20 protein-coding genes are annotated in these 25,852 nt (G+C 43.0%); 17 read left to right on the top strand and 3 right to left on the bottom strand.

The window, feature by feature from the left end:
* The first annotated feature begins 179 nt into the window (after positions 1-179).
* The 3 genes from MKX41_RS13845 to MKX41_RS13835 all read left to right on the top strand — a co-directional run bounded on the left by MKX41_RS13845 (position 180) and on the right by MKX41_RS13835 (position 7,530).
* Positions 180-3,221, top strand: a complete 3,042-nt coding sequence (locus MKX41_RS13845; RefSeq protein ID WP_340971206.1) for an RCC1 domain-containing protein — start codon at positions 180-182, stop codon at positions 3,219-3,221.
* A gap of 270 nt (positions 3,222-3,491) precedes the next feature.
* A complete protein-coding gene (locus MKX41_RS13840; RefSeq protein ID WP_340971203.1) occupies positions 3,492-6,668 on the top strand; it encodes a GNAT family N-acetyltransferase in 3,177 nt (1,058 codons plus the stop codon).
* On the top strand, positions 6,655-7,530 hold the full coding sequence (locus tag MKX41_RS13835; protein WP_042189698.1) for an amidohydrolase family protein: 876 nt from the start codon (positions 6,655-6,657) through the stop codon (positions 7,528-7,530). Before MKX41_RS13840 ends, MKX41_RS13835 begins: the two co-directional genes overlap by 14 nt.
* A 130-nt stretch (positions 7,531-7,660) precedes the next feature.
* On the opposite strand, the gene MKX41_RS13830 is transcribed toward MKX41_RS13835, so the two are convergent.
* A complete protein-coding gene (locus tag MKX41_RS13830) occupies positions 7,661-8,215 on the bottom strand; it encodes a helix-turn-helix domain-containing protein (RefSeq protein ID WP_076299323.1) in 555 nt (184 codons plus the stop codon).
* 124 nt (positions 8,216-8,339) lie between these two features.
* On the opposite strand from MKX41_RS13830, the gene MKX41_RS13825 reads away from it, so the two are divergent.
* From MKX41_RS13825 to MKX41_RS13815, 3 genes are all read left to right on the top strand, one after another.
* Positions 8,340-8,921, top strand: a complete 582-nt coding sequence (locus MKX41_RS13825; RefSeq protein ID WP_076286530.1) for a LysE family transporter — start codon at positions 8,340-8,342, stop codon at positions 8,919-8,921.
* Between the two features lie 118 nt (positions 8,922-9,039).
* Positions 9,040-10,440 (top strand): ADP-ribosylglycohydrolase family protein, encoded by a 1,401-nt coding sequence (locus MKX41_RS13820; protein ID WP_076286529.1) that lies wholly within the window; start codon positions 9,040-9,042, stop codon positions 10,438-10,440.
* An 88-nt stretch (positions 10,441-10,528) separates the two neighbouring features.
* Positions 10,529-11,332, top strand: coding sequence for a CAP domain-containing protein (locus tag MKX41_RS13815; protein ID WP_256721761.1), 804 nt, complete (start codon positions 10,529-10,531; stop codon positions 11,330-11,332).
* Positions 11,333-11,462: 130 nt separating this feature from the next.
* Here the strand turns inward: MKX41_RS13815 and MKX41_RS13810 are convergent, their stop codons facing one another.
* Positions 11,463-11,741 (bottom strand): hypothetical protein, encoded by a 279-nt coding sequence (locus MKX41_RS13810; protein ID WP_076286528.1) that lies wholly within the window; start codon positions 11,739-11,741, stop codon positions 11,463-11,465.
* An 82-nt stretch (positions 11,742-11,823) separates the two neighbouring features.
* On the opposite strand from MKX41_RS13810, the gene MKX41_RS13805 reads away from it, so the two are divergent.
* From MKX41_RS13805 to MKX41_RS13765, 9 genes are all read left to right on the top strand, one after another.
* Positions 11,824-13,401, top strand: a complete 1,578-nt coding sequence (locus MKX41_RS13805; RefSeq protein WP_340971195.1) for a spore germination protein — start codon at positions 11,824-11,826, stop codon at positions 13,399-13,401.
* Complete coding sequence (locus MKX41_RS13800; protein ID WP_340971193.1) at positions 13,391-14,572, top strand: Ger(x)C family spore germination protein; 1,182 nt, start codon at positions 13,391-13,393, stop codon at positions 14,570-14,572. Before MKX41_RS13805 ends, MKX41_RS13800 begins: the two co-directional genes overlap by 11 nt.
* A gap of 33 nt (positions 14,573-14,605) precedes the next feature.
* The gene (locus MKX41_RS13795) at positions 14,606-15,712 is read left to right on the top strand and encodes a GerAB/ArcD/ProY family transporter (RefSeq protein ID WP_340971191.1); all 1,107 of its coding nucleotides are present in this window, start codon (positions 14,606-14,608) and stop codon (positions 15,710-15,712) included.
* A 92-nt stretch (positions 15,713-15,804) separates the two neighbouring features.
* Positions 15,805-16,230 (top strand): MarR family winged helix-turn-helix transcriptional regulator, encoded by a 426-nt coding sequence (locus MKX41_RS13790; protein ID WP_042189684.1) that lies wholly within the window; start codon positions 15,805-15,807, stop codon positions 16,228-16,230.
* Positions 16,231-16,382: 152 nt separating this feature from the next.
* On the top strand, positions 16,383-17,768 hold the full coding sequence (locus tag MKX41_RS13785) for an MFS transporter (RefSeq protein ID WP_340971188.1): 1,386 nt from the start codon (positions 16,383-16,385) through the stop codon (positions 17,766-17,768).
* A gap of 166 nt (positions 17,769-17,934) precedes the next feature.
* Positions 17,935-19,335, top strand: coding sequence for an MFS transporter (locus MKX41_RS13780; RefSeq protein ID WP_340971186.1), 1,401 nt, complete (start codon positions 17,935-17,937; stop codon positions 19,333-19,335).
* Between the two features lie 94 nt (positions 19,336-19,429).
* Positions 19,430-20,722, top strand: a complete 1,293-nt coding sequence (gene hcp, locus MKX41_RS13775) for a hydroxylamine reductase (protein WP_042189677.1) — start codon at positions 19,430-19,432, stop codon at positions 20,720-20,722.
* A gap of 243 nt (positions 20,723-20,965) precedes the next feature.
* Complete coding sequence (locus tag MKX41_RS13770; RefSeq protein ID WP_340971183.1) at positions 20,966-21,538, top strand: hypothetical protein; 573 nt, start codon at positions 20,966-20,968, stop codon at positions 21,536-21,538.
* Between the two features lie 376 nt (positions 21,539-21,914).
* Positions 21,915-23,123 carry a hypothetical protein gene (locus tag MKX41_RS13765; protein ID WP_340971181.1) on the top strand — a complete coding sequence of 403 codons (1,209 nt, stop codon included), beginning with the start codon at positions 21,915-21,917 and terminating at the stop codon, positions 23,121-23,123.
* 174 nt (positions 23,124-23,297) lie between these two features.
* Here MKX41_RS13765 and MKX41_RS13760 read toward each other — a convergent pair whose 3' ends face one another.
* Positions 23,298-23,771 carry a hypothetical protein gene (locus tag MKX41_RS13760; RefSeq protein WP_340971180.1) on the bottom strand — a complete coding sequence of 158 codons (474 nt, stop codon included), beginning with the start codon at positions 23,769-23,771 and terminating at the stop codon, positions 23,298-23,300.
* Positions 23,772-24,041: 270 nt separating this feature from the next.
* Between MKX41_RS13760 and MKX41_RS13755 the strand changes: the two genes are divergently transcribed.
* Both MKX41_RS13755 and MKX41_RS13750 read left to right on the top strand, forming a co-directional pair.
* The gene (locus MKX41_RS13755) at positions 24,042-25,319 is read left to right on the top strand and encodes a hypothetical protein (RefSeq protein WP_340971179.1); all 1,278 of its coding nucleotides are present in this window, start codon (positions 24,042-24,044) and stop codon (positions 25,317-25,319) included.
* Positions 25,320-25,441: 122 nt separating this feature from the next.
* The gene (locus tag MKX41_RS13750; RefSeq protein WP_042189670.1) at positions 25,442-25,852 is read left to right on the top strand and encodes a DUF6855 family protein; all 411 of its coding nucleotides are present in this window, start codon (positions 25,442-25,444) and stop codon (positions 25,850-25,852) included.

Below are 25,852 nucleotides of genomic sequence, written 5' to 3'. Positions count from 1 at the left end.
TAAGTTATTTATGGAAACGATAGTATAATATTCCTAAAGGGAGAGTGATGAAGTTTAATACAGCAAGAGGGTTCATGAATTTGGGATTCGTAAGAAACATTGCGTTTATTAAGGATGCGAAGGAGTTTAGAGAACATACTATGAATTTATTTAAGAGAGTAGTCCCAAGAGATATAACATTGATAGTTTTAATACTACTGCTAATTACCGGAACATTTATTACCGCAGTTCCTTCTGCTAAAGCCTTAGAAGTAGGGAATCAGGATGCTAATACCGGTGTGAAAGTGCAAAAGATTGTTGCCAGCAATCTTCAATCCTATGCTTTAGATACCCAAGGAAATCTGTGGGCTTGGGGTCAATATAATAACTTTGGGGAGATAGGGAACGCAGCTCCTCAAGAAGTTTCTTTCTTTAAAGATAAGCCAATTAAAGATATTCAAGGTGGTAACCAATTTCTACAGGTGCTTCTAAAAGACGGTACGGTATGGGGACGGTTTAACTATTCAAAAGATACTGCATCATTTAGTCAGATTAAGGGGCTTAAGCAGATCGTACAGATCAGCGATGCCGAGGCATATGTTTATGCCACACAGAGTGATGGTACCGTCTGGATGTATGTGCCTTCTGAACCCGGCAAAGCAGCGGTAAAAAGACCTGAGCTTTCAAATGCTGACTTTAAGGCATTCTTTGATACATACGCTATTAAAAACGACGGAACAGTGTGGAGTATAGGCAATAAATCATCGGTTCCTATCCAGGTTGAAGGTCTTTCTAGTATCAAGAAGATTATTAATGGACAAACGAACCAGCCCAATTATGCCTTGTCAGAGGATGGACAGGTATGGGGCTGGGGTGTCTCAACCATTTACACTTCAAGTCCAAACACAGGTGTAATCAATCTCAAGCTTCTGCAGGGAGAAGAAGGTGCAGTTGAACGGATTGAAGGGTTAGAGGGCATTCAGGATATTACTTCTGGAGAGAACTTTTACACCGTTCTGAAAGAGGATAGGACAGTCTGGGCCTGGGGTTTCAACGATCGAAACCAACTGGGAGATGGGACCACCAAGTATTCTGTGCAACCGGTCAAGGTTTCAAATCTGAACAATGCCGTTGGATTGAGCAGCGGATGTATGGCGGCTCATTCTTTTGCGCTTCTAGCGGACGGAAGTGCTGTAACTTGGGGAGATAACTCCAAGCAGCAGTCTGGTACTGGTTCAGATCAAAAGACTATTGCTACTCCGCAAAAGGTTCCCTTTTCCGCGTTAACAGGGGACGCAGAGAGACAGTTCACATTTACTTTTGATGGTGTTAAGGGAAACGAGCTAGGGCAAGCTGCAAGCAATGGTAAGGGTCTGATTATTATTCCTAAGCTGACGGGTTTCCTTGTATCTAAAGATGGAGGTGCAACCTGGAGTACAAGGCCTTTACCGATCAATTCAAGCAAAATAAGTATCACTTATCAACATGATCGCTTCTTTTTAAGTGATCAGAATTTAAGCGTACCTCATCTGTATTATTCTCTGGATGGAGAAAAGTGGATCGAAACAGCAGTTGAACTACAGTCATCGGTTTTGAAATCTTACACGATCACTTGGCAGAATAATCAATTCATTCTGTTGTCTTATCCGGATCAGACCATGAAGACGGAAGTTTACACTTCCACGGACGGAATCATGTGGAACTTGCAAGGAACGGTTGGTGAACGTCTGGATCAGATTTACTGGAACGGTAAGCGTTATTTGATGACTTACGGGGGATATACGTACTATGGCTCCGTGGGTACTCGGAATCAATTCATTTATATTCCGAGTGATAAACGAAATGTTGAGCTAATTGTATATACATCCGATAATTTAAACCAGTGGACCCAACAGTCTGGTAAAGTAAATAACAATCTAAAATATAAAGCAACAATAAATGGAAAACCGATTCGTAACTATTGGTTGACTTTTGATGAGCTTCAGTCTGATGGCACACTTGTATTTTATGATACCGAAGGCAATAACCTCAGTACTAAGGATGGGATTAATTTCAAGCTTGTGAGAACTTCAGATATGTTCTCCGGTCTGTACAGCCGTAGCGAAATATTCTGGAATGGCAAGCAATACCTAATCTACGCTACTCGATTTCGCGAAGAAGGTATAGTGTTTGTGTCCACTGATAAAGTGAATTGGCAGCAGCAGAAAATTCCTAATATGCCTCTGGGGATGATGGTGACCTATACCGGGAAATATTTTGTTGGTTATTCGGGTACCCGTCTGGCCGTATCCAAAGACGGTTTAAAGTGGGATTTAAAGCAGAGTGGGAAGCCAGATGCTTCCTTCAATCAGGTTGTAAAAGGGAATGGAACATATGTCGCCGTTGGATCACTCTATACGTATGCAGTTCCAACTGTTGCAACTAGTAAGGACGGAAAGAATTGGCAGCAGATTCTGCTGGGTAACAGGGAGGATACTACAGTAAACGGTCTGACCTCCGTGGCTTGGAACGGTAACGTTTTTGTAGCGGTAGGATTGCAATATGCCTGGACATCCAAAGATGGTATTGCTTGGAACAGAAACAATAAGCCTCTGGATGCCGAAATGAAACATGTGGTTTGGACTGGCAAACAGTATGTAGCTATCGGGCATGCTAAAGGCAATGATAAGAAGTCGATGATCTACTCTTCAGAGAACGGAACAACTTGGAAAAAAGTCTATGACTGGTCTGGTAAGCTGACGGACATTGCAACTCATAACGGAACCACTGTTGTAGTCGGAACTAATGGCAGTAAAGCCATCGTTGTGCAGAGTACTAATTTAACCAAATGGAATCTGCAGACCTTTACGCTGGGGAATGATCTTCCTAATTGGAAGCAACAGCAGAACGACTATGAAGAAGCTTACACTTTCTTAAATGTACAATGGGCGAAGGATAAATTCATCATTGTATCGGATCATATTTATAGCTCAACTAATGGTCTGCAATGGACAGCAGTAAAGGGACAATATGATGAATATATAAAAACCCATGCCGCCAGCAGTAACGCTAGTAGATTAGTCTGGACAGGAAAAGATTACCGGTTCATAAGCAGCAACAGAATTGGAGTCTCGAAGGATTTAAAGAGCTGGAACTTCTATGAGCATAATGAATTTTATAATTTTAATGAAATGCTTTGGACAGGAACTGATATGTTGGTGACCGGGGCTGGTGGATTGCTAGTGCATTTACGCGAAAACTAATAGATTAAGTAGCGGTCGATCCTCACAAGTGATTGAAGCTATTAGAAACCTTATGAAAAGACGAAACGTATTACATCAGTAACTATGCGTTTCGTCTTTCTATATGCATGGAGCAAATGTCCAGCTAACGAAATTTTGGAGCAGAAAGTTTATTTTATCAAGTTTTTTACCTCGTAACAGTCTTCCAATTAATAGTATAATAAGAACTCGTAGGAGTTATTTGAATAAAGTTGTATACATACTCTATTTGAGGAAAAAGGAGCTGAGAGCATGACTGTTAAGACTACAGCGGAACAAATCCGCATTATAGAATATGATCCTTCTTACGCTAAGGCGGTTGCAGAAATGTGGAACCGTAGCAACGAAAGCTGGGGTGGAGGCACCAATCAGAGAACAGAGGATACAGTGCGCCGCGAGATGGAAATCTCGTCCAATCTGAATGTGTTTCTCGCCGTTGATGGTGAGGAAGTGGTTGGCTTCTGCAGTTTTGCCCATTACCGTCAAGACGAAGGAGCTTTGTATGTTCCGTTGTTGAATGTACGACCTGATTATCACGGATACAAGGTAGGTCGTAATCTGATTTTGAACGCTGTTCGTACAACAATTGAAGCGGGCTGGCCACGTCTTGATCTGTTTACTTGGGCAGGCAATACGAAGGCCGTACCGATGTATAAGAAATGTGGATTTTTTTGGGAAAAAAATGAGGATTACGTTCATCTGATGAACTTTATTCCGACGGTTCTGCAGACGGAAGCACTCGCTCCTTATTTTGAACAGCTGGATTGGTATGCAGACAGTACCCGTGAACTGCCCATTCAGCCGGATGGCCGCCGGGAGCGTGGTTTTGATTTCTTCGATTACACTTGGCAAAAGGGAGAACTCTCCTTACGTGCAGAATTCGAGAAGACCGGTCGCGGCCTGACGGCTCTTGATACACCTGACTATGAAATCTCCACGGAGATTGACGATCACGATCTTGTATTCGGTTCCACCTACAAGATTCGCTATCACATCAAGAATCGTTCGGCGTCTGATCTGGCTATTGAGATCAAAGGCCAAAATGACAAGAATATTCGTTTTGGCTTGTCTGCTGCACCAACACTCGCGCCAGGAGAAACAGTTATCGTAGAAGGTGAGTTCGAGCTTGATCCGATTCGTGAAGAGCAAAACGACAAGAAGACTCACCCCGTGGTTATGAGCAAATGGATCATCGGTGGCAAGCGCGCTGAGTTCCGCATAGGTGTTGCTCCTAAATTCCCGCTGAAAATGATGATGGAGTTGCCAACACGTGAGCTGTATCCGGGTCTTCCCGCTGAGCTATATTTGAATGTTGAGAATAATTTTGCAGCGGAAGCGGAATTTTCTTTTGATTTGCCAGAGGAAGAATTTTTGACGTGGGCGGATCGGACAGTAAGCTTCTCGGTTCCAGCTAAAAGTAAGGCTTCCATCCGAGTACCCTTTACCCTAAATTCATATGGCCTTTATTCACGGGATATTGAGGTGACGGCCGTTCCGGCTGGAGAGAAGGCAGTGTCCTTCATCAGCAAATTATCTGTGCTAATGAAAGGAACACATGGCCGCTTTGGTGGGGAAAACGGGGATCAGTGGGTGGCTGTAAACGGCACCTACTCCGTACATCTTAATAATAACGACAATGGGATGTGGATTGAATATCCCGGCTCGAGCCATAATTTCTGGTTGACCCATCCGAAGTTAGGTAAACCATTCGCCGAAGAATTCTCGAAGAAACAGGCTAAAGAAGTAAAGATCTATTCCGAAGGAGAGGGCCAAATTCTAGAGACTCTTTATGAATCGGATGAATTCCCGGGTCTGGAGATAAAAAGAGTGGCTAAGCTCTTTGCAAACGGAATCGCTAAGTTTTATAGCGAGGTACACAATACTAGTAACCAAACGTTGGAAGAGGATATGTATCTGCTAACGAATTTCGGATTTTTTGGCAAACGGCTCATCCTGCCTTATCAGGGTCATTACGTAGATATGGGCGATGCTTATTCGGGTGATCCGAGTTATTGGGACAGCGCTCAAATTACGGAAAATTGGTTGTTTAGCAAGGAAGAAAATGTCACATGCGGCGTTTGCTGGGACCCTTCGCTGAAGCTGCTTCGTCCGGAGTATCCACTTGGACTGGAACATAATCTTGGTCAAATCTCTGCTGGAGATGTCGTACGAACAAAGACGCTGGTGTTCGCTTTAAACACCTTCCTGAAGTGGTCGGATTTCCGCACCTTTGCACGGAAGCAGCTGGATCCGATCACACCTGTGTTGGATGATCATCTTGAATTAACGCTCGGCGGTGGAAATCCGTTTGCGGCGGGGGCGCTTCATGCGGAGTTAATCGAACGAAAGATGACTCCGCTTAATGGAAGCCTCGAGCTGTATGTACTAACGGATAGAGGAGAGGAGCAGAAAGTCGCTGAGATGGAGCTGCAAAGAGAGCAGAATCTGCACTCCGCGGGCTTTGAGCTCTCACCTGAGGAAGCGGAATCTTCTTCAGAACACAGCCAATCAGGACAGAAGGTACGAGTCGTCTATCGTGGAGAGGATCGTATTCAAGAGCGAACCGGCCTCTGGTTCCCTCAAACGGAAACAGCAGCTGTTGTCTGTGGCACAGAAGAGGGACCAGCGGGTCCTATTTACACTGTGAGCAACGGAGTTCTTTCTATTGCAGCTGCTCCTGATTTCGGCAGTGTTGTGCATTCCCTGAAGCACCATGGAGAAGAATGGCTGGATAGCTCCTACCCGGAAGCAGCACCACGTTCCTGGTGGAATCCTTGGCATGGTGGACTCGGTGTAGGTATTTCAGGCATAGGTGGATTTAGTCGTTTGGAGGAGCCAAGAAGCGCAGCTTGGACCGAGCAAATGGATGTTCAGGGCAATGTATGGAAAGGATTACGTATCACTACTTCGATCGAGAAGCAGGAAAAGAACCGAGGGATTGTTGTTAATCAGCATTACCTAATGCTCCCCGGCGTCCCTGTGCTCTGTGTGTTGCATTCGGTGACCAATGACAGTGGAATGACCCTGCCGAATTATTCGTTGTCGGAGGAGAATTATATCAAACCTTCGCCAGTCTATGCCGAAGGATGGATGGAATTCTCCAAGGAGGGCAAGTTCTTATTAGGAACGGTTGAAACTTATCTTGAGGCCAAGGGACTATTGCGAATTGGTGCATCTTCGCGTAAGGATATGCTGCATATGGTGAGCAGTCATCCGAATCAGAGTGCCTCGGCGTATGTGAACAATAAGGTATTTAATCACGGCGTGCATCATCATCTTCCGCTTCTCAATGGAGAAACCGTTTGGACACAGCCGTCCTTCCTGATCATGGGAGAACTCGCTCTGAATTCAGAGGATATCCGCAGTCTTTTGAAGCTGACCTTTGCTAGACCTACTGACGAAAAGGAGATCTTAAATGCCGATCATTGATATTCACATTCATCTGTCGGACATCGACAGCTTTCATCAAACAGCACTGGATCTCTCCAAAGTCGATTACACTGCTGCCGGGCTCAAAGCGGAGTTTGATAAGAACGACGTTATTCTGGGCATTGGAATGGGGGTATCGGAGCAGACGAAGGGAGCTTTCCCTGACTCTACTTCCCCTAATCCGATGGGCCTTGACTTGGAAGACACTGTGCCGCCTTTCTTAATGGAATGCGTGGGGATCAATCCGAATATGCTCGGAGGCAAGGATGCTCAGGAGGAGCTCGACCGAATTGAGGCACGGCTGCAAGCGCCCGAGGTGGCTGGTATTAAGCTCTACGCCGGGTACTATCATCATTACGTTTATGACAAAATCTATTCACCGATCTATGAGTTGGCAGCCAAGTACGGCACGCCTGTCGTCATTCATACCGGTGATACGTACTCGATGAATGGATTGCTTAAGTATGCACATCCTCTTACCGTGGACGAATTAGCATTCCAACGACGTGATGTGAATTTTATGATTTGCCATCTTGGCGATCCGTGGGTGATGGATGCCGCCGAAGTGGTGGCCAAAAATCCAAACGTCTATGCCGATTTGTCCGGTCTTGTAGTCGGTGATCGGCCTCATTTTGAACGGTTCATGAATGAACCTCTGTTCATGGATCATTTTCGCCGGGCGCTGGTGTATTCCGACCACTATGAGAAAATGTTGTTCGGCACGGATTGGCCACTCGCTCCTATTGACCTGTATGCGGAATTTGTCCGCCGACTTGTCCCTGAGCAGCACCACGAAAAAGTATTTTACGAGAATGCCTTCGCCTTATTTCCACGCATCCAGCAGCGGATTGCGGCGCTCTAAGCATTACGAACAAGCCGTCCTTTAGTTCTTCTAAAGGATGGCTTGTTTTTTGTAAAAGGATATTAGCTCATCTAGCAACCCTATCATAGAGAACGTAATCCCAAGGCTCAAGTGCCTTGGGATTTTTTTGCTAAGAGGGATAGTATAAAATCATGCTTAACCGGGTTATTGTTTGTCCTGGATTATGATATACATGGGGTTTGTCTGCGAGGAATGTGATAGAATCACCTGATTTCAAGAGGTATTCATTGTTATTGACACGGAAAGACAATTCTCCGTCAAACACGGTGATTAATTCTTCGGTACCTTCCATATGAGAATTGGCATCAAGGTACCCACCCTTGTCTATCTCTACGGTATAACCTTCAAACCGTTTACTTTCTTCAAATGGAAAAGATAGATACACTCGATATTTTCCGTTATCTTCAAGCAGTGGCTGAATGTCACTTCTTAAGATTACTCTTGTGTCAGGCTTTGGGTAATCTATCAGCGCAGAAAATGAAATTTTTAAGCCATTGGCGATTTTCCAAAGGGTTGTAATGGTTGGTGTCGATTCGCCTCTTTCGATTTGACCAATCATTGTTTTGCTGACTCCTGTTAATTCCGCAACCTTTTCCAGGCTTAACTCTTTACTTTTTCTTATCTTTTTTATATTTTCCGCAATAATTAGATTTATTTCTTCCACTGTAATTACTCCTGTCTCCATTTACTTTATAACGATCGTGATATACAATAAAACGCACGAATGTACGTTATAACGTCTGATGGATACATTATAGCATACAAGCTGGAAGGGGAGATATAATTTAGTGTTTGTTTCTTTGTTTTTATATGCATTTGTTGCAAGTTTTACTCCGGGACCCAATAATATTATGGCAATGGGTTTTGCAAACCAAGTTGGGCTCAAAAAATCAATGAAATTTTGTTTAGGAGTGGGTACAGGATTTTTTATAATCATATTGTTATGTTCCTACTTTAATCTACTTTTGAATAATCTTCTTCCACAAATTAAATCTATTATGGCTGTAATAGGCGGAATCTACATGCTGTATTTAGCAGTTAAAATGATTACAAGTAAACAAGCAGAAAGTGATACAGCTGGAGATAAACACAATAGCTTTATTGCAGGAATGCTTTTACAATTTATCAATCCAAAAGGGATATTATATGGGATCACAGTTACATCGACATTTATCCTTACCTATCCTTCTTCCTCTTTTAGATTATTGAGTTATTCTTTAATTCTTGCTTTCATCGGTTATATGGGCACTTTTTGTTGGTGTTTGTGTGGTTCTCTTTTCAAAAAAATGATATCTAAATATAGAAGTCAATTTAATGTACTGATGGGACTGTTGTTAGTGTATTGTGCAGTTTCGATAGTGTTGGGATGAAGGATTATTAAGGGAAAATCAATATTCGACCAATACTTTTTTGTCTAGTTATTTTTTACTTCTAAAGCTTATGATATTGATGTATTGTGGATAGATACGAGGACAAAGGAGATGCAATATGCTACCATCACTCACATTTCTTAAACTTCAATTAGAGGGAGTTCTGCGTAATAAATTCGAGCAGGGGCATCAAACCTCCGGTTATTTAGCTAAGTTGGAAAAGCTCCCTGCAAGCTATGATGCCTATCTAGAATTCGCCCATAGCTTGGCTGTCATTCCAATGAGGGACAACTGGCCTTACTATGAGCCAAACGATTTAGATGAGATATGGCGGGAATGTGATCCGGCTCGACCTCTAGGTCAGGTCGGGATTTTGAATCTGAAGGATAGCTCAAAGCGTGTAGAGGCAGGTTTCCTTGCTTCAGTCTGTGGCTCAATGCTAGGCAAACCGATAGAGGTAAACCCCAGCTTGTTGGAATTACGTCAAGCGTTAACTTCTGTAGGGGAATGGCCACTGAATGATTACATTTCTGAAGAAACTCTCCATGCGCTGGATCGTCGTCATTGGTCTTGGTTTGAGACGACACGGGGGCGAATTCGTTATGTGGCACCTGATGATGATATCAATTACACATTAATGGGAATGATGGTGCTAGAACAATTCGGTGATGGTTTTACGAAAAGAAATTTAAGGGATTTATGGTTAAATCACCTTCCGATAAGTACAACTTGGGGGCCGGAAAGAGCTATTTTGATGCGATCAGGGATTAGCTATTTGGAGCATGATAAGGAACTATTCAATCATTCTGAAATAGAGGCTTGGCCTGATTTTATGGTGCAGGGAACGGAACTATGCGGTGCGGCGATTCGTGCAGATGCTTACGGATATGCCTGTCCTGGTCAACCTGCTCTGGCTGCTGAGCTAGCTTGGCGGGATGCAAGTTTTACTCATCGCCGGACCGGCATTTACTCCACGATGTTCATTGCTGCTGCGATTGCTGTTGCTCACGTGCAGCGCGATCCCATTGAAATAATCAATACGGCTCTGCAATTCGTACCTAAAAGAAGCCGATTCTACGAGATTACTAAAGATTGCCTTGAGATGGTAGCGAATGCAGATGACTGGCTGGAAGCGTATCAGAGCATTAACCATAAGTATGCGAATTATTGTCACTGTGATGTTTATCAGGAAATAGGCACCTTAATTAATACCCTGCGTTTTGCAGACAATGTTGGTGATGGAATATGCAAGCAGGTGATGCAAGGCAACGATACGGATAGCTTTGGAGCAACGGCTGGCTCTCTGCTTGGGGTTTATTTCGGTCCTGATCACTTAGAATCAAGGTGGCTTAAACCTTTTCAAGATCGGATTCATACGGGGCTTTCTAATTTTCATGAGCAAAGTCTTTCTTGTTTAGCGGAACGGATGGGGCGTTTACCAGAGCTGCTGCAAACCGGTCGATATCAAGTTCAGCCTAGTGAGCTCTATGTGAGCAAGAATACGGATCTCGATACATAATAAGCTTACAAAAAGTCCACAGCAACAAATGTTGCTGGTGGATTTTTTTGCTTTTTATTTTTTTGAATTAGAGATGAATAATTCAAACGTGCTTTACAAAAACTTTATTCGATTAAGTCACTACTTTGCCAAATCAGGAGGGGTCGTTATTAAACCATTTATCGTAATAGTAGCGCTATTGCTCGTTACAGCTTGTTCGGGTAATCAATCTGCCAACAACCAAATGACTACTCAACAAACGAAGGTTGGACATCATGCTGGCAAAACAGCTACAACAACAACCTTAACTCAAGCGTCTTCTATTTCCACAGAGAATGCTAGGAAATCAACGATTAATGCTAAACAAGTACCCGGCGATGTAACGAAATGGCTGGATGGGTTTATCCGCACTACTCCACCTACAGGTGGTACAACAGGGGATCAAACCACTTATCCGCAAACTTCCGCTAAGCCACAGTATTCTGCTAATCCGCAACAATCGGCCAACCCACAATATTCTGCTAATCCGCAAACCTCCACCAATGCATCGGCATCAGTGCAGAAAGTGTTGGAACTGGTAAACAAAGAAAGAACAAACGCAGGCTTGAAACCCCTTAGTTTGAATAGTGAGCTGTCGAAAATGGCTTTGGCTAAAGCGCAGGATATGTCCGACAACAATTATTTTGACCATCAGTCACCAACCTACGGATCTCCGTTCGACATGATGAAGGCATTTGGGATCTCCTATAATACAGCAGGGGAAAATATCGCCAAAGGCCAGTCGAGCCCGGAAGAAGTAATGAATCAATGGATGAACAGCCCTGGTCACCGTGCCAACATCCTGAATAGTTCCTTTACTGAAATTGGAATAGGTTACTATAACAGTGAGTGGGTTCAAGAATTTATTGGTTAGTGTGATCAGCATTCTAAACGTCACATATTAAAAGCTAATTTTAAAACCCATGTCATCAGACATGGGTTTTATTTTTATAAAGGAGGGTAGTTAATTCCACATATGGCTGGAAGATCGAAATCGATGATCACTATTTCGTCTGGGTTTTGTCGACATGCTCGGATGGTTGACCTTGCGATGATGGAGATTGCTGTGGCAGCCATTTTTGTACCAGTGGCCACATTAAATAAGTTATTGTGCCTACAATCAAGAAATTAAAGATGATGAGTTCTGAGGTACTCATGACGCGAAAAGAAGCCATTAGATTACGAAATGTTTCTTGTATGTTAAAGAGTGAAATGAAGTCAAGCAGAAAGGTCAGTGCTATTACTAAGATTAATAAGAGTATAGTTACGACGAATATTTTCATACTACTTCCCTGCCTTCATTGTTAATCTTCCAATAATATTTGCTGTTAATGGGTAGAATAATCACGCAAAGAGCAGCAAATAATGGAGAGAAAGGTGAAGGGCATGGCAGAGGATGGCAATGCAAGTAGCAAAAGTGCTGGAAGCAATCCACAATGGACCGTCCCTTCAATTCCGATTGATTCAACAGAATTAAGAGTCAATTTAGAGCAGATTCGCCAAAAGACAGGGAATAGTGGAGATATAATTATTCGAGAATTTACGATTGGGGGCTCGGAGGAGGAGCTTCAAGCCGCAATTATTTATGTGGATGGCATTGTTAACAATACAACCATTAATCAATTTGTCATGGAAGTCTTGCTGAACGTCATGCTGAGTAATGAACAAAGGACATTAAATGATCTGGTCCAAGTAATCACTGATAAAATTGTTCCAATCGGTGGTCTGAAGACGCTTGTTCAATGGGATGAACTCTATGATGCTCTGTTGTGGGGGCAGACCATTTTATTAATTGATGGATCGAATGAAGCCCTAGCGATTGCTACATCGGGCGGTGAAGTCCGCGCCATAGATGAGCCCGGTACGGATACTTCTATTCGAGGATCTCGTGAAGGGTTTGTTGAAAGCTTAACGACAAATATTTCGATGGTTCGGCGTCGCATAAGAAATCCTAATTTATGGCTGGAATCGATGACGTTAGGACAAGTTACACATACCAGGATAGGGATCATGTACATAAATGGGATCGCGGATGATAGCATTGTTGAAGAGGCGAAGCGACGTCTCCGCAAGATCAAATTGGATAGCATTCTGGAATCAGGATACATTGAGAAAATGATAGAAGATCAGAATTTTACTCCGTTTCCAACGATCCTACCTACAGAACGCCCAGATACCGTCGCTGCTAATCTTTTAGAAGGAAAAATTGCAATTATGGTGGATGGAACCCCCTTTATGCTAATCATCCCAGCCGTTTTTAATCAATTCTTTCAAATTACAGAGGATTCTTATCATCGGTATGATATCAGTGTTGCATTGCGGCTGTTACGAATCGTAATGTTCATCATTTCGATGATTGGGCCTTCTTTTTACATTGCAGCAACAACCTTTCATCAAGAAATGATACCAACACAGTTAGTGATTTCGCTTGTTTCACAGCTAGAAGCAACGCCATTTACCGCGTTTGTTGAGGCGCTATTAATGGAGGTTATTTTTGAAATTCTGCGTGAAGCGGGTGTTCGTATGCCAAAAGCAATTGGATCAGCAGTATCCATCGTTGGAGCACTTGTCATTGGGCAGGCAGCTGTACAAGCAGGTTTAGTGTCAACGGCAATGGTTATTGTTGTTTCACTTACAGCTATCTCTAGTCTAGCGACGCCTGTTTTCTCGATTGCTGTATCCGCGAGATTGTTACGTTTTCTCCTCATGATCAGTGCAGCAACGTTCGGTTTCTTTGGAATGATTCTTACCTTGATTATGATCATTGCACATATGTGTAGTTTACGTTCATTTGGTGTACCTTACATGGCTCCTTATAGTCCAATGATGCATGTAAAGAATAGTCAGATTCATGCACCTTTACCGATTTGGATGAGACATTTGATTCCAAAATTGATGAAGAAGCCTACAACAGAGCAAGTGGGTGATCAAGATGGGACGTAGAATGGCACGGCTTTGTTTGTCGATGGTTATGATTGCTCTCCTTACGGGTTGCTGGGATAGTAGAGAGTTAACGGATATCGGTTTTGTGGTTGCGATGGCGATTGATAAAGGAGAAAAAAAGAACATTAGGGTTACGGTTCAGATCGTGAATCCAATAAATGTCTCAAGTACACAAGGAGGAGGTAGCCCAATGCCTTTACCTCCAACCACATATTCAGCAGAAGGAAATAATGTATTTGATGCCACTCGCGTTCTCTCACAAAAACTTTCTAGGCAATTGCATTATGGTCATGCGATAGTTCTCTTGGTAGGTGAAGATTTAGCTACAACACAAGGGATAAAGAAGCTTTTTGATGGCATTGAGCGGGATAGTGAGTTTCGTCCTTCCGCTACAATGGTTATCGCGAGGGGAACGACGGGAGAAGAAATCATTAAACAACGAACGAGTCTCGATAATTCACCTGCCATTAAAATTAAGAAAATGGTAGCTGAAACCGAGAAAGCCTTTGGTGAAAATATCGATGAGAAAATATACCAAGTCATTCAAGCCATCGTCTCATCTGGTAAAGAACCTACGATTACTGGCATTCAACTCGATTCTACTAATAAAGAAGATAAATTAATGGCTAATGGGATTGCTACTTTTAAAGATGGGAAATTAATGAAGTGGTTAGACGGAAATGAAAGCCGTGGATTCTTATGGGTGTTAGGCAGAGTTAATTCGACATTGTTAACCATGGATTGGAATGGTCAGCCACATACAATCGGGATCGAGAATATACGAACCAAATCATCATTTCATTCAAGCTTTGATAAATCCGGTAAACCAATTATTGAGGTGAAGATTGGTGCGGATGCAAATATTGGTGAGGTTGATGTCCCAATTGATGTAACTAACCCGAGATTGTTTTTGCAAATTGAGCGCCTGTACATGCAAGCCGTTCATGATGAAGCGGTAGCCACGATTAAATTAATGCAACAGCAAAAGTCGGACATTTTTGGATTTGGAGAAGTGGTGCATCGTGATCACCCTAAGCAATGGAGAACGTTAAAGCGGGATTGGAACGATGTGACCTTTCCCACGATTGAAGTAAAAGTGAAAGTGGAGGCTTATTTGCGTAATACTGGGTTGCGTAATAGAACCATAATGGAAAGTATCGATAATAGCTGATAAATGAATTGTTCATAGAGAGAAGGAGTGACGTTGGAAAAAGCAAAGATCAGTCCCCGTCAATTGCTTATTCTTGTATTGATGTTTGAAATCGTGAGCGCGATTATCTCCGGATTTGGTGCAGAAGCCAAGCAAGATGCATGGATCACCGCAGTCCTCGGAATGCTCGGGGGAATTTGTTTATTTCTAATCTATCATCGATTGTCTTTATTTTATCCGGATCTTCCGCTCACGGAATATGCGAAAAAAATATTAGGCCCCGTTGTGGGTCGTATCGTCGCCTTGTTATATGTCGTCTATTTCTTGTTTAATGGGAGTTTTGTAGTCCGTGAATTCGCCTCAATGGCTGTATCCTTTGTTTTTACACAGACTCCCTTTCTCGTTATTATTGCTTTGATGCTACTTTCGGTTATGTATGTCATTGGAAAAGGTATTGAGGTGTTGTCGAGGACAGCGGAGCTCTTTTTTTCTGTGTTACTTCTTGTTACTGTAACCGGTCTAATTTCGATTGTTACATCTGGGAATGTAAATCTTCAAAATTTAAGACCTGTACTTGAAGAGGGATGGTTAACCGTACTGAGGCAATCGATTCCAAGCACCGTTGTATTTCCTTTTGGAGAGATTATAGTGTTCTTGATGTTGTTTCCCTATGTGAATAAACCGCAACAAGTGAAGAAAACAGTGATTACAGGATTATTGATCAGCGGATCTTTTATCGCGTTTGTTACGATGCTAAATGTGTCTGTCCTCGGTGCGGATCTATTTACAAGAACACAATACCCATTGCTGACAACCTCGGAGTTGATTGAGGGAAGAGCTTTATTAGAACGATTGGATGTATTGTTTCTCGTCACGGCTATTGTCGGTGGTTTTTTCCGTATCGGCATTTATTTATATGCGACGCTAATCGGTGCGGCAACATTGTTCGGTATTCCCTCCTATCGCAAATTAATGATCCCCGTGACTATGGTTATGTTTATTTGTTCCATTGCGATGGCAGGAAACTATGTAGAATTTATCTATACAGGATTACGTGTCGTCCGGTTCTATGTCCAGATTCCGATGCTGTTTATCATTCCACTAATACTTCTAGTGATGGGCTGGTTTCAAGAGAAGAAGAAGCTGAAATCTGCGAAATAAGGAGCTTATATTCTAGAGTTGCATTTATTAGCCTTTACAATTATACTCGTCATAGCAACTATAATCATGTCAATTATCTGGGGGCCATACCATTGGAATTAGAAAAATACATAGGCGTAATTGTACACCGGGCAGATTTAAAGCTGAATAACTATTATCAAAAAGTGGTAAATCCCTTTGATATTACGGTGGACCAATGGGAGATCCTCGTTATTCTTTGGGAGAGTGAAGGGATTACTCAAAAGGATATTGCTGAAAGACTCTATAAAGATCAAACTAACATTGCGCGTATGCTCTTCAAGCTTGAAAAGAAAGGCTTTGTTCATCGTGTAACTCATGAGACGGATAGAAGATCTTTACGTGTATATCTAACCTCTAAAGGGCGTGAAATAAAAGATGAGATTCTTGCCCCCTCTCTTGAAGCGTATAGAAAGACCATTGAAGGGTTAACTGAGGAAGAGGTTGAAACCTTTAGAAGGCTACTTTCTGTCATTCATAATAATGTAAAGGATTTATAGTAGATTTTGTTTGTAAAAAGAGAAGCTCTTCACGCCAATTAGTTGCTATGACGATTATCGTCAAGACCATTTGTTTTGAATCGTTTGTTTTTTTATTACTTAATACTTGCTATAGCAACTAATGCTTCGACAATTATAAGGAGGATACAAAGATGAGAACAAGCAATAATAAAATCGGGATTTTTGATGCCCAGTACAGAGCGTTGACTATCGGTATTATTCTGGCAGTCACAACAGTAGCATTTGAAGGATTGGGGGTTACGACGATTGCACCAAAGGTGGCGCAAAGTTTGAATGCGATCCATTATTATGGTTGGATTTTTAGTGCATTTCTTTTATCCCAAATCATTGGCACAATGGTCATTGGACAGCAGATTGATAAGAATGGTGTATATAAATCATTTGTAGTTTCTATTCTAATCTTTGTTACGGGTATCGTCATTGCAGCAACTTCCTTCAATATTTACATGTTGATCGGCGGAAGAGCTTTTCAAGGTTTCGCAGCAGGTGCACTTTTAACTTGTGTATACTCCAGCATTACTTTAAGTTACCCTGACAGTCTAAGAACAAAAATACTTGCAGCTTTCTCTAGTGCTTATATTCTTCCAGCATTAATTGGTCCTTATATCGCAGGGCTTTTAGCCGAAAATCTTTCGTGGAGGTTTGTGTTCTGGCTTGTTCTGCCGTTCATTGTTCTATCTGTATGCTTAACGCTCCCATTATTTCGTAAGTTACAAACTGAAAATAATAATACTTCAACGACGAAAAGAGGGACGTATAAAGAAATATATGCAATTTTATTAACATTAGGAACAGGGCTGCTATTAGCAGGATTAGGATTTTTACCTTATTGGAAGGGGATTGTGATTTCAATTGCAGGGGGCTTGATTATGATTCAACCTTTACGGAAACTGCTGCCAGAGGGTGCATTAGTAGTTAAAAAAGGTTTGCCGGCAACCATTGTTACTAGAGGGCTGTTTGTTGCATGCTACTATGCTGTTGAAAGCTATGTTGTGCTAGCACTAACAAATGTTAAAGGGTTATCGGCAGATGTTGCGGGCTTAATCGTTGCTGCTGGGGCTATAAGTTGGTCAATAGCAGCGTGGTTGCAATCCAAGCTTGATGAACAAGACCATGGGAGGGGCCGTAGACAACGGGTGATGATTGGCGTTGCATTTATGATTGTCGGAGTTGCGCTGGTCATAACCGTGATAGGCATTTCAGGTAATGGAATTGTGCTCGCAGTGTTCTCACAAATACTTACCGGTTTTGGAATAGGGCTGGCACATCCAACCACGGGAGCTATTGCACTACAGCATGCCGAAGATGGCGATGCAGGTTCAATTTCAGCGAATATTCAATTTATTGATGCGTTTAGTCCTGCTCTTAGCATCGGATTAGGCGGTGCCCTAATTACCATTAGTGAATCCTTTGGATGGGGCGTAATGACAGGAATCCTCTTGGCCTTATCGATCCAGCTTCTTTTCGTAATTTTAAGCTTTATAGCTACTTTCCGAATTGCGAAGAAGGCAAGCTGAGGCAGATATAATATATGACTGTGAAAGCGAGGGGGAAGATAAGGCTGTACTGACTGGAGCCTATTTAAACATCTCAAATCCCATCTTTATGGGATTGGTCCTGGCAATGGATCTACTTATAATTGTTAGTAATTCTTAGACAAATATGAGTGGGGACGGGATCAGTATGATTGTTGCAAAAAATACAGAGCTAGCGGGCACCCGCAGGCGACTGTTGGGTATGATGGCGGCTATTTGTATGGGAGCTTTTATTTCCCATTTTACAGCCGGAATTATGAATGTATCGCTTCCTTTTTTTATAAATCATTTTCAGACGGAGCTTGCGAAGGGGTTATGGATCACAACAGGGTACCTACTAGTGATTACTGCGCTTCTCCCTGTGATGGGAAAACTGGGTGATCGTTATGGGTTTCGCCGCATTCATAATCTCGGATATGTGATTTTTACAGTTGGTTCGATCTTGGTCGCTTTTTCACCTAGTCTGCCAATATTGCTTACGCTTAGAGTTGTGCAGGGCATAGGCGCTGCGATGTTCCAAGCAACGAATATTGCGCTCATCACCATCCATATGCCGAAAGAGAAAAGAGGACATGCACTCGGAATTCTGAGTACGGCTGTCGCACTGGGCGGGATGACAGGCCCTATTGCGGGAGGTTTGATTGCGGAGTGGCTTAGCTGGCAGTGGCTATTTTTGATCCATGTTCCTGTGGCAATTGTGGCTACAGTTATGGCTTACCGGTACATTCCGAGCCGTATGCAAGATCGTAAGTCGGGAACTGTCAGCATCGTGGGGGCTAGCTTGTTCATGGTATGGATCACCTTGCTTCTTCTCGTGATAACAAATGGGAGCAAGTGGGGGTGGGTGTCTACGCAGACGATGGCGAGTTTGATGGGGTTTATCCTGCTGTTGGTCACGTTTCTATTATGGGAACGGAGGCAAAAGACACCTTTTTTACCTCTTCGGGCGCTGAGAATTCCTTCTGTGGCGGGTGGCTTGATCGTTAGCTGTGCCTCTTTTATTCTTTCTAATACCTTGCTTGTCCTTATTCCATTTTATTTGATGGGAGCAGCGGTTCAGTTTTCGTCCTCCACGACCGGTTACATTATGGCGGCTTATCCCATTGCATTGGCTTTTGCAGGTCCTCTTGCAGGCTACTGGTCCGATCGTTATGGTTCTCGTCGGCTGATGCTTATGGGGCTGAGTGCTATGGGAGGCGGGTTCGTCCTGTTGCTAGTATTTTTAGAGAATATCCCAGTCTATGGAGTCGCTGCGATTCTATGTCTTATTGGACTTGGGATGGGGCTCATTGCTTCTCCGAATAATAGCTATATTATGCAGCAGACGCCTAAGGAACACGTAGGTTCAATTGGAGGAATAATTGCCTTAACACGAAATGCGGGGATGGTGTTTGGCTCAGCACTTGGACTTGGAATGGTGAGTGGAGAGTTAGGACAGGAGAGTCCGCTTCAGGCGTTCAAAATGGTTTTTGGGATTAATCTTTTCATTTGTATAGGCGTTAGTATAATGATGGTTGTTATCAATAGACGGCCATTTAAATCTGCTTGATCTAAAAAAAATGTGTGTGTAATCACAACTCAAGGTTTGGTGTTCTGTTACGTTGAGAGTAACGAAAGATTATCTAAATATGGAGGATAACGATATGTTTTGTTACCAGTGTGAACAGACACCGACTGGCGGTTGCACCGTTGTTGGAGTATGCGGAAAAAATGAAACCATTGCGAGTTTACAGGACACGATGATTTTTGCCTTAAAAGGAATTGCAGCTTATGCAACACATGCTCGGCAGCTAGGATATAGCGATCCTGAAGTGGATCGTATTACCCACGAAGCTTTGTACATGACCTTGACCAATTCCAACTTTAATACGCAGGAGCATTTGGAAATGGCGATGAAGGTTGGAGATGCGGCGGTTCGCGTCATGGATCTGCTGGATCGTGCGCATACGGACCGCTTCGGGATTCCACAACCAATCACAGTCAGCCAGAATAAAATTGAAGGTCAATGTATTGTGGTGACAGGGCATAACCTGTATGCACTCGAGGAATTGCTGCAGCAGACGGAAGGAAAGGGCATCAACATCTATACCCACTCGGAAATGCTACCTGCCCATGGCTATCCTGCGCTCAAGAAGTATAAACATCTGAAAGGCAACATCGGCAAAGCTTGGTACGATCAACGCAGACTTTTCGAGCAGTTTCCTGGTGCGATTCTTGCAACTACAAACTGTGTGATGCCGATTAAGGGTACGTATGCAGACCGCTTTTTCTCATATGAAGTAGCAGGGCTGGAAGGTGTAGCGAAAATCACGAATGACGATTTCTCCCCACTGATTAATCGTGCGTTGTCATTACCTGCGGCTGATGTAGAGTCAGATCTGGTACTTACGACAGGATATCATCATGAAACAGTAATCGGGCTGGCACCAGAGATCATTCAAGCTGTCAAAGATGGGCATATCCGCCGGTTTTTCGTCATTGCAGGCTGTGACGCGCCAGGTAAAGGTGGGAATTATTACCGCGAGTTGGCGACCTCCTTACCGAACGATACCGTCATTTTAACCACTTCTTGCGGAAAATTCCGCTTTAATGACGTAGATTATGGAACTGTTGGAGACACAGGCATTCCGCGTTATATTGACCTTGGGCAATGTAATAATTCTGGTTCTACGGTGAAGATTGCTTTAGCTCTGGCTGAGGCATTTGATTGTACGGTGAACGAGCTACCTGTCAGCATCGTGCTGTCTTGGTTTGAGCAGAAAGCAGTAGCCATTCTGCTTGGTTTGTTCAGTCTTGGCATTCAGGATATTCGTATCGGACCGAAACCGCCTGAGTTTATCTCGGATGGGGTGTTGGATGTGTTGGTAGAGCTCTTTGGATTGAAGCTGATTACAACTGCCGAGGAAGATATGAACGCGATGTTGGCGTTGTCGTAGGTTTAATAATCATGTTATGTGGAATAGTTCGACAGAGGGTGTCCCAAAAGTCATAAAATGACGGAGGGACATCCTCCTTTTTTATGTGGGAGCGTAGCGGTCATTTCCAAAATTCAGGTGAAAAGTAGGTAGACTCAGGACAAGCGATCACTATAATGGAAATAAGATACATTCATAGAACCAATTTATAGCATATAAACAAGAATTCGGCTGAGTAAATAAGCGATTAGAGGAGGCCATCTCGTGGGAAGATCATTCGCAAATTTGCATATCAGGTCGAACAACCTTGAGAACACTGTCGAAGCATTAAGAAAGCTAAGCGAAAGGCATGGCGAAGTATTAGGTAAGTCAAATAATGAGGCTACAGAGATCAAAGTTGTCATGTACGTAAGCAAAAACAACGAGAACTGGATCAGCGTGCTCCACGATTATTTTGTATGGGGTACGGTGAAGGAGATCGGAAAAACGTTGTTCTCGCTTATCGAGGAGCCAGTGATGACCGCCGGATATATGAATGAGGAAATATTCGAGTTGTCGTTTTTCGAGAATGGAAACCTTCAAGCCGAAAGAATCTTTTGTGAACAGTGGACGAGGGATGAATATGAACAACTCAAAGAAGAGCGTCTTAATGATGACTACTTGCGGAAAGCGTTGGATATCCGTATTGAGGATTTTGAGGACCTCATTAGCATTACGAGACCGGAACAAGCCGTAGATAAGCTGTCAGAAATCGTAAGAATGTCTTTATGGAGTGATTCGGAGTGGATCACGCATGAAGAAACTCTCAGAGAACGTTTTGGGACATATGAATTTTGAAAAAAGTATGAAGGAATACCGGAATCATGTTTGCGTTAAAGTTTATCTGTTATCTGGGTATTGTTCGTATGCCATTGATTCTCTGTAAACAGGAGGAGTATTTATGTACATCGTATCCCGGCCAACACCGCCGTCTTTTATGAACAGGATGCTGGGCAGGCGTTTGAAGTTATGAAGCAGTGGCTCTTGTCGAAAGAGTGCAAAGCGATTTCAGAAAATAACAGATGAACTGCTGCCATTAGAGGAATTAGAAAATACATGGAAGTTCCTAATTTATTGATCAGACGATAGTTCTTTAACCGCGAATATTAGTTCAATTAGCAGTTAATTCACGTCGAATTGATCTTGATATGTTTTAGTGGAAAGGATGATAGAAATGCCAAATGATAACCAAGCTCGTCCTTCAGCTGGTTCTGTTAGAGAAGTTGGTAGTTATCCTATCGATCTGACAGGTCCATGCAGTCACACTCTTGTCATTAAGCCTGGTGTGGGTAGTCTATCTATTGGTCCGTCGCAATTGGGGAAGAAGGCAGACCTTCATGTCGCGTCTGATGCGCAAATCGATTGGACCGTATTCGATGCCTTTGCCACGCCGGCTGGCTCTCCCTGGCCACGATTTCTACATTATACAGGCAGTGACCCAGGCTTCTTTGACTGGGCAAAGAAACGGCCCATTGAAGAGATGACGTGGACACCGATCCTGTCTGCAGACACGGTGGTGGACACCAGTCAGTCCAATTTGCATGGCTTGCATATCGAGTTGGCCCCATCCGGGAGTTCCCTTAGCCTAAAGCTTCCAAAGCGGTCTTTCCGTCTGAGTGTGTCCGGCGATCTAACACGCTTCTCGGCCACAGGCGATATGCCATCTTCCCTGACACTGGCGCCGCGTACCGGCCGACGCAAGAATGATATTCCTTTCTTGCTGCCCGACCTGGGTGAGTTGCACCAGGTAACGAGCTTGACGCTACAGAACACACCGCTGGGACAGCCTATCTCGCTAGAGTGTCTAAATCGGTATCCAAACCTTAACTCATTGAGTTTGTGGGGGAACTTCTGCGACCTGGACATATTGGCTCAACATGCCAAATTAACGAATCTGGAGCTACGTTTCATGCCGGATCTGGGGGAGCTTCCTACCTTGAACTCCTGGCCGTTGCTTGACAGATTCATCGCCTACAATGTGGAAGAGATCGCTGGCAAGCATCTGAAACAGCAAATGAAAAAACGAGCTGAAGCACGCCCTTGGACCGACCATGCTTCAGTGAGCCAATTACGAAAGCCTGAGTGGTGGACGACAGAGTTCGGCCGCCCGTTCTCGTCCTGGCCTAAACGTCTGGCCAAGCTGGCTAATGAAGCTTATAACGTTGCACAGGCAACTTTGTCCGAGGCCCGAACCTTTGCCGAAGCCGAGGCAGCCATTTCTGCCTTCACCGCGCGCTTTAACAACCTCAAAGGCATCGAAACCACCGAACGAGAAGACCTTGCTGAAGCGGTATGGCAACTCAGCCAGTCTGATCATCTGATTGGTCAGCCAATAACAGAGGAGATGGCTCAACGCTGGTTCGATGCATCGCGCGATTACTGAATGAATTGAAAGTCATTACAAGCCTTGAACAGCTACAATCTTTTAAGAAAAGATTGAAAAAATATGTAATTAGGAGCAATGGAAGGTAAGTAAAAGAATGTACCTCTATTGCTCCTTCTCTCATTTAACCCTCCCAATTTAAAGAGTGCACTACATTATACTGGCGGGGTTTTGTTATATAATCAACCCCATTTCACGGAGTCTATCTTTAATTTTCTTTATACGAGCTTCTTTTTCGGTAGCTTCAGTTAATACCACCACAGATGTTTCGTTATACTTCTTTATAATCCTCTTTAAAGTTAATTCTTTCATATCCTTTTTACTCTGCATTGTAACACGAGGGACAATTGTATGGTTTTCTATAGTCTTGGGATCTGCAGAAATTCGTTCTAGTAAATTAAGTAGAAGCATCAGTCTTTTGTGTCCCAACCTCGGAACTTGGTATAGTTTTTTCCATGAGGAATTTAGTAGGTGATCAAGGTTTATATATCCCTTGGAGTATAGAGCATTTATGAGGCCCGTTAAATTTGGTCCCTGCTCTTCTGCATAAGCAACAGTTACAATACAAGCAATATCCTTACTATAAAGATGCGCTGGAAGTGGGAAAAATTGTATTAACGCCGCATTTCCATCGATGATGTCATTCATGATGATTTACCTCCAATAAAAATTTTTGGTCATTATTCACGTATAGAATTCTGGTGAAGGTTGTGCAAAATATTATTACACTCTGCATTATTAAAACCCAAGTTACTGATCATTTTCTGAACATCAGCAAAGCCCATTGCATGAGCATGTAGAATATTCAGAAGATTTTACTATTTAATAAGTAACAATCGACTCGAATATTCGCTGCTGCGCTTCGTAATCAACACTAAGTAATGGTATGATGTAGGCATCAATTTTATGGGGTGCACTATGATGGATATTCGAATCAAAGAACTGCTTGATGCTACACAGCAAAAATATGGATTGGACAACTACTACTTACACTCTCATGAAATTTATCGCGACGTTACGATACTGGGAGAGACCAACTATTTTCTTAGTATGGAATGGTTTCCTGCACATATGAAGGAATGGAAGGGCGATTACAATCCGGAAGGAACTGCCGTCATCACGATTGACCTACAATCCCGCAACTATAAAAGTGTGATTTTTGTTGGCGGGATATCTTATGCGAATGGGACACCATTCCAAAATATAGATTTTAACGGAGTCATCCGGTGGATTGAAGATGAGGCAAGGATTGTATACGGTAAACAATTCCACTTAGAGAAGGAACAGATTGGAGAATATCATTTTATTGAAAAAATAGGTAGCATACCAGTCACTCCTGGTGGACGGATCGAGCTTCGCTTCGATGCGGAAGGCAGGCTTGTTTTTTACAGTGTATATGGCCAGTTTCCTTCCAGCTCCCTTGTGCACAAAGAGAACTATACTCTCACACTTCAAACGATAGAGCCACAGGCGAGGAAACAACTTCAGCTTATAGAATATCCGGTGTACGAGACGAAGCAACTCCTGCCGATCTATGGGATAGAAGAAATCTACATTTCAAATGACGGAACAACCACCATCCCATTTGAGTTTATATCAGGTACGAGAGCACGACTGAGTATTGATCAAGTAATCCATTGGGAGCAACAGAATACGGAGCTGGAGCCGTTCGAAAGGACGGAGATACGCCTACTTGAGGTAGTTTCCATTGAGCAGGCAATAGCTAGTGAGCCGCATCCGGACTCATTTCCTATCACAGACGCAGAACAAGCCGAATGTATAGCCGCAGTCGAAGCTGGTTTAAGCCAGCTCTTTCCGGATGAATCCGGAGAATGGATGTTGAAGACTTTTCAACGGGAAAGAGGACATATTCAGGCAACACTGAGGATGAAGGCGCCAAGTAATCGTATATTCCAGCGTAAGATCCTCCTGTTCATCGATGTGCAGAATTATAAGGTTATAAATTATATGGATAACAAGCCAATGCTCGATATGTTTGATGAGTTCAAGAGCGAAGAGGGGATTTCTGTAAGCCATGACGAAGCTTATGACAAGCTCAAGGGATGGTTCGAATTAACACCCGTCTATGTGTATGATCCTGGGCAGAAGAAGTATGTGCTGTGCGGGAAGTTAGATTGTAATTATGCTGTGAAGGCCACTAGTGGAGATGTGGTGGAGTTGAGTAGTTTGGAATGATAGTGCAAGCTTTCTTATACTGAGTAGGACGAATAAAGGTAATGAAGTATAGTAAGGTGATGCAAATATAATAAAATGAGTAGAACTTACTAATTTTGTGAGTTACTTTGGGAGTTGAAAATATGACGACAGCTACAGGAACCAAGGAAAATCCTTGGAAGTTAAAGACACCACCGCAAACATCCGAGTATGAAATGTATAAGGTCGAAAAAGACGGTAAAGAAATTATAGTTTGCACTGTAGGGAAAACGGTTTTGCATTATGACTACCGCTGTATTGAAGATCTGCACGCCATGCTTATACAAAATGGTGATTGGATGGAGTTAGGAAGTGCTGATGAGCAAAAACCAGCAAAAGAAGGTACCGTTGAAGCATGGGGGCGTTCACCTGAAAACCCTGTCGGCGGTTGGTATGGATTAAAGAAGGGACTTCGGGGGCGATTCGGAATGTATATTCCACCGTTGCTCGAAGAATTGGGTCTTGCGGAAGTAGAGCATAATCCAAGAAACAATCGGATGAAAGCGATCTTGTAA

Origin of the sequence: Paenibacillus sp. FSL R5-0475 (assembly GCF_038004585.1) — a bacterium.
Lineage (GTDB): Bacteria > Bacillota > Bacilli > Paenibacillales > Paenibacillaceae > Paenibacillus_AQ.
This window is presented reverse-complemented; position numbering and strand designations above follow the sequence as displayed.

Excerpts from the sequence above, each read along its gene's own strand:
- MKX41_RS13840 (WP_340971203.1), top strand. The coding sequence starts at position 3,492 with ATGACTGTTAAGACTACAGCGGAACAAATCCGCATTATAGAATATGAT.
- MKX41_RS13805 (WP_340971195.1), top strand. The coding sequence starts at position 11,824 with ATGGAGAGAAAGGTGAAGGGCATGGCAGAGGATGGCAATGCAAGTAGC.
- MKX41_RS13785 (WP_340971188.1), top strand. The coding sequence starts at position 16,383 with ATGAGAACAAGCAATAATAAAATCGGGATTTTTGATGCCCAGTACAGA.
- MKX41_RS13810 (WP_076286528.1), bottom strand. The coding sequence starts at position 11,741 with ATGAAAATATTCGTCGTAACTATACTCTTATTAATCTTAGTAATAGCA.
- MKX41_RS13765 (WP_340971181.1), top strand. The coding sequence starts at position 21,915 with ATGCCAAATGATAACCAAGCTCGTCCTTCAGCTGGTTCTGTTAGAGAA.
- MKX41_RS13760 (WP_340971180.1), bottom strand. The coding sequence starts at position 23,771 with ATGAATGACATCATCGATGGAAATGCGGCGTTAATACAATTTTTCCCA.
- hcp (WP_042189677.1), top strand. The coding sequence starts at position 19,430 with ATGTTTTGTTACCAGTGTGAACAGACACCGACTGGCGGTTGCACCGTT.
- MKX41_RS13780 (WP_340971186.1), top strand. The coding sequence starts at position 17,935 with ATGATTGTTGCAAAAAATACAGAGCTAGCGGGCACCCGCAGGCGACTG.
- MKX41_RS13820 (WP_076286529.1), top strand. The coding sequence starts at position 9,040 with ATGCTACCATCACTCACATTTCTTAAACTTCAATTAGAGGGAGTTCTG.
- MKX41_RS13755 (WP_340971179.1), top strand. The coding sequence starts at position 24,042 with ATGATGGATATTCGAATCAAAGAACTGCTTGATGCTACACAGCAAAAA.
- MKX41_RS13835 (WP_042189698.1), top strand. The coding sequence starts at position 6,655 with ATGCCGATCATTGATATTCACATTCATCTGTCGGACATCGACAGCTTT.
- MKX41_RS13800 (WP_340971193.1), top strand. The coding sequence starts at position 13,391 with ATGGGACGTAGAATGGCACGGCTTTGTTTGTCGATGGTTATGATTGCT.
- MKX41_RS13750 (WP_042189670.1), top strand. The coding sequence starts at position 25,442 with ATGACGACAGCTACAGGAACCAAGGAAAATCCTTGGAAGTTAAAGACA.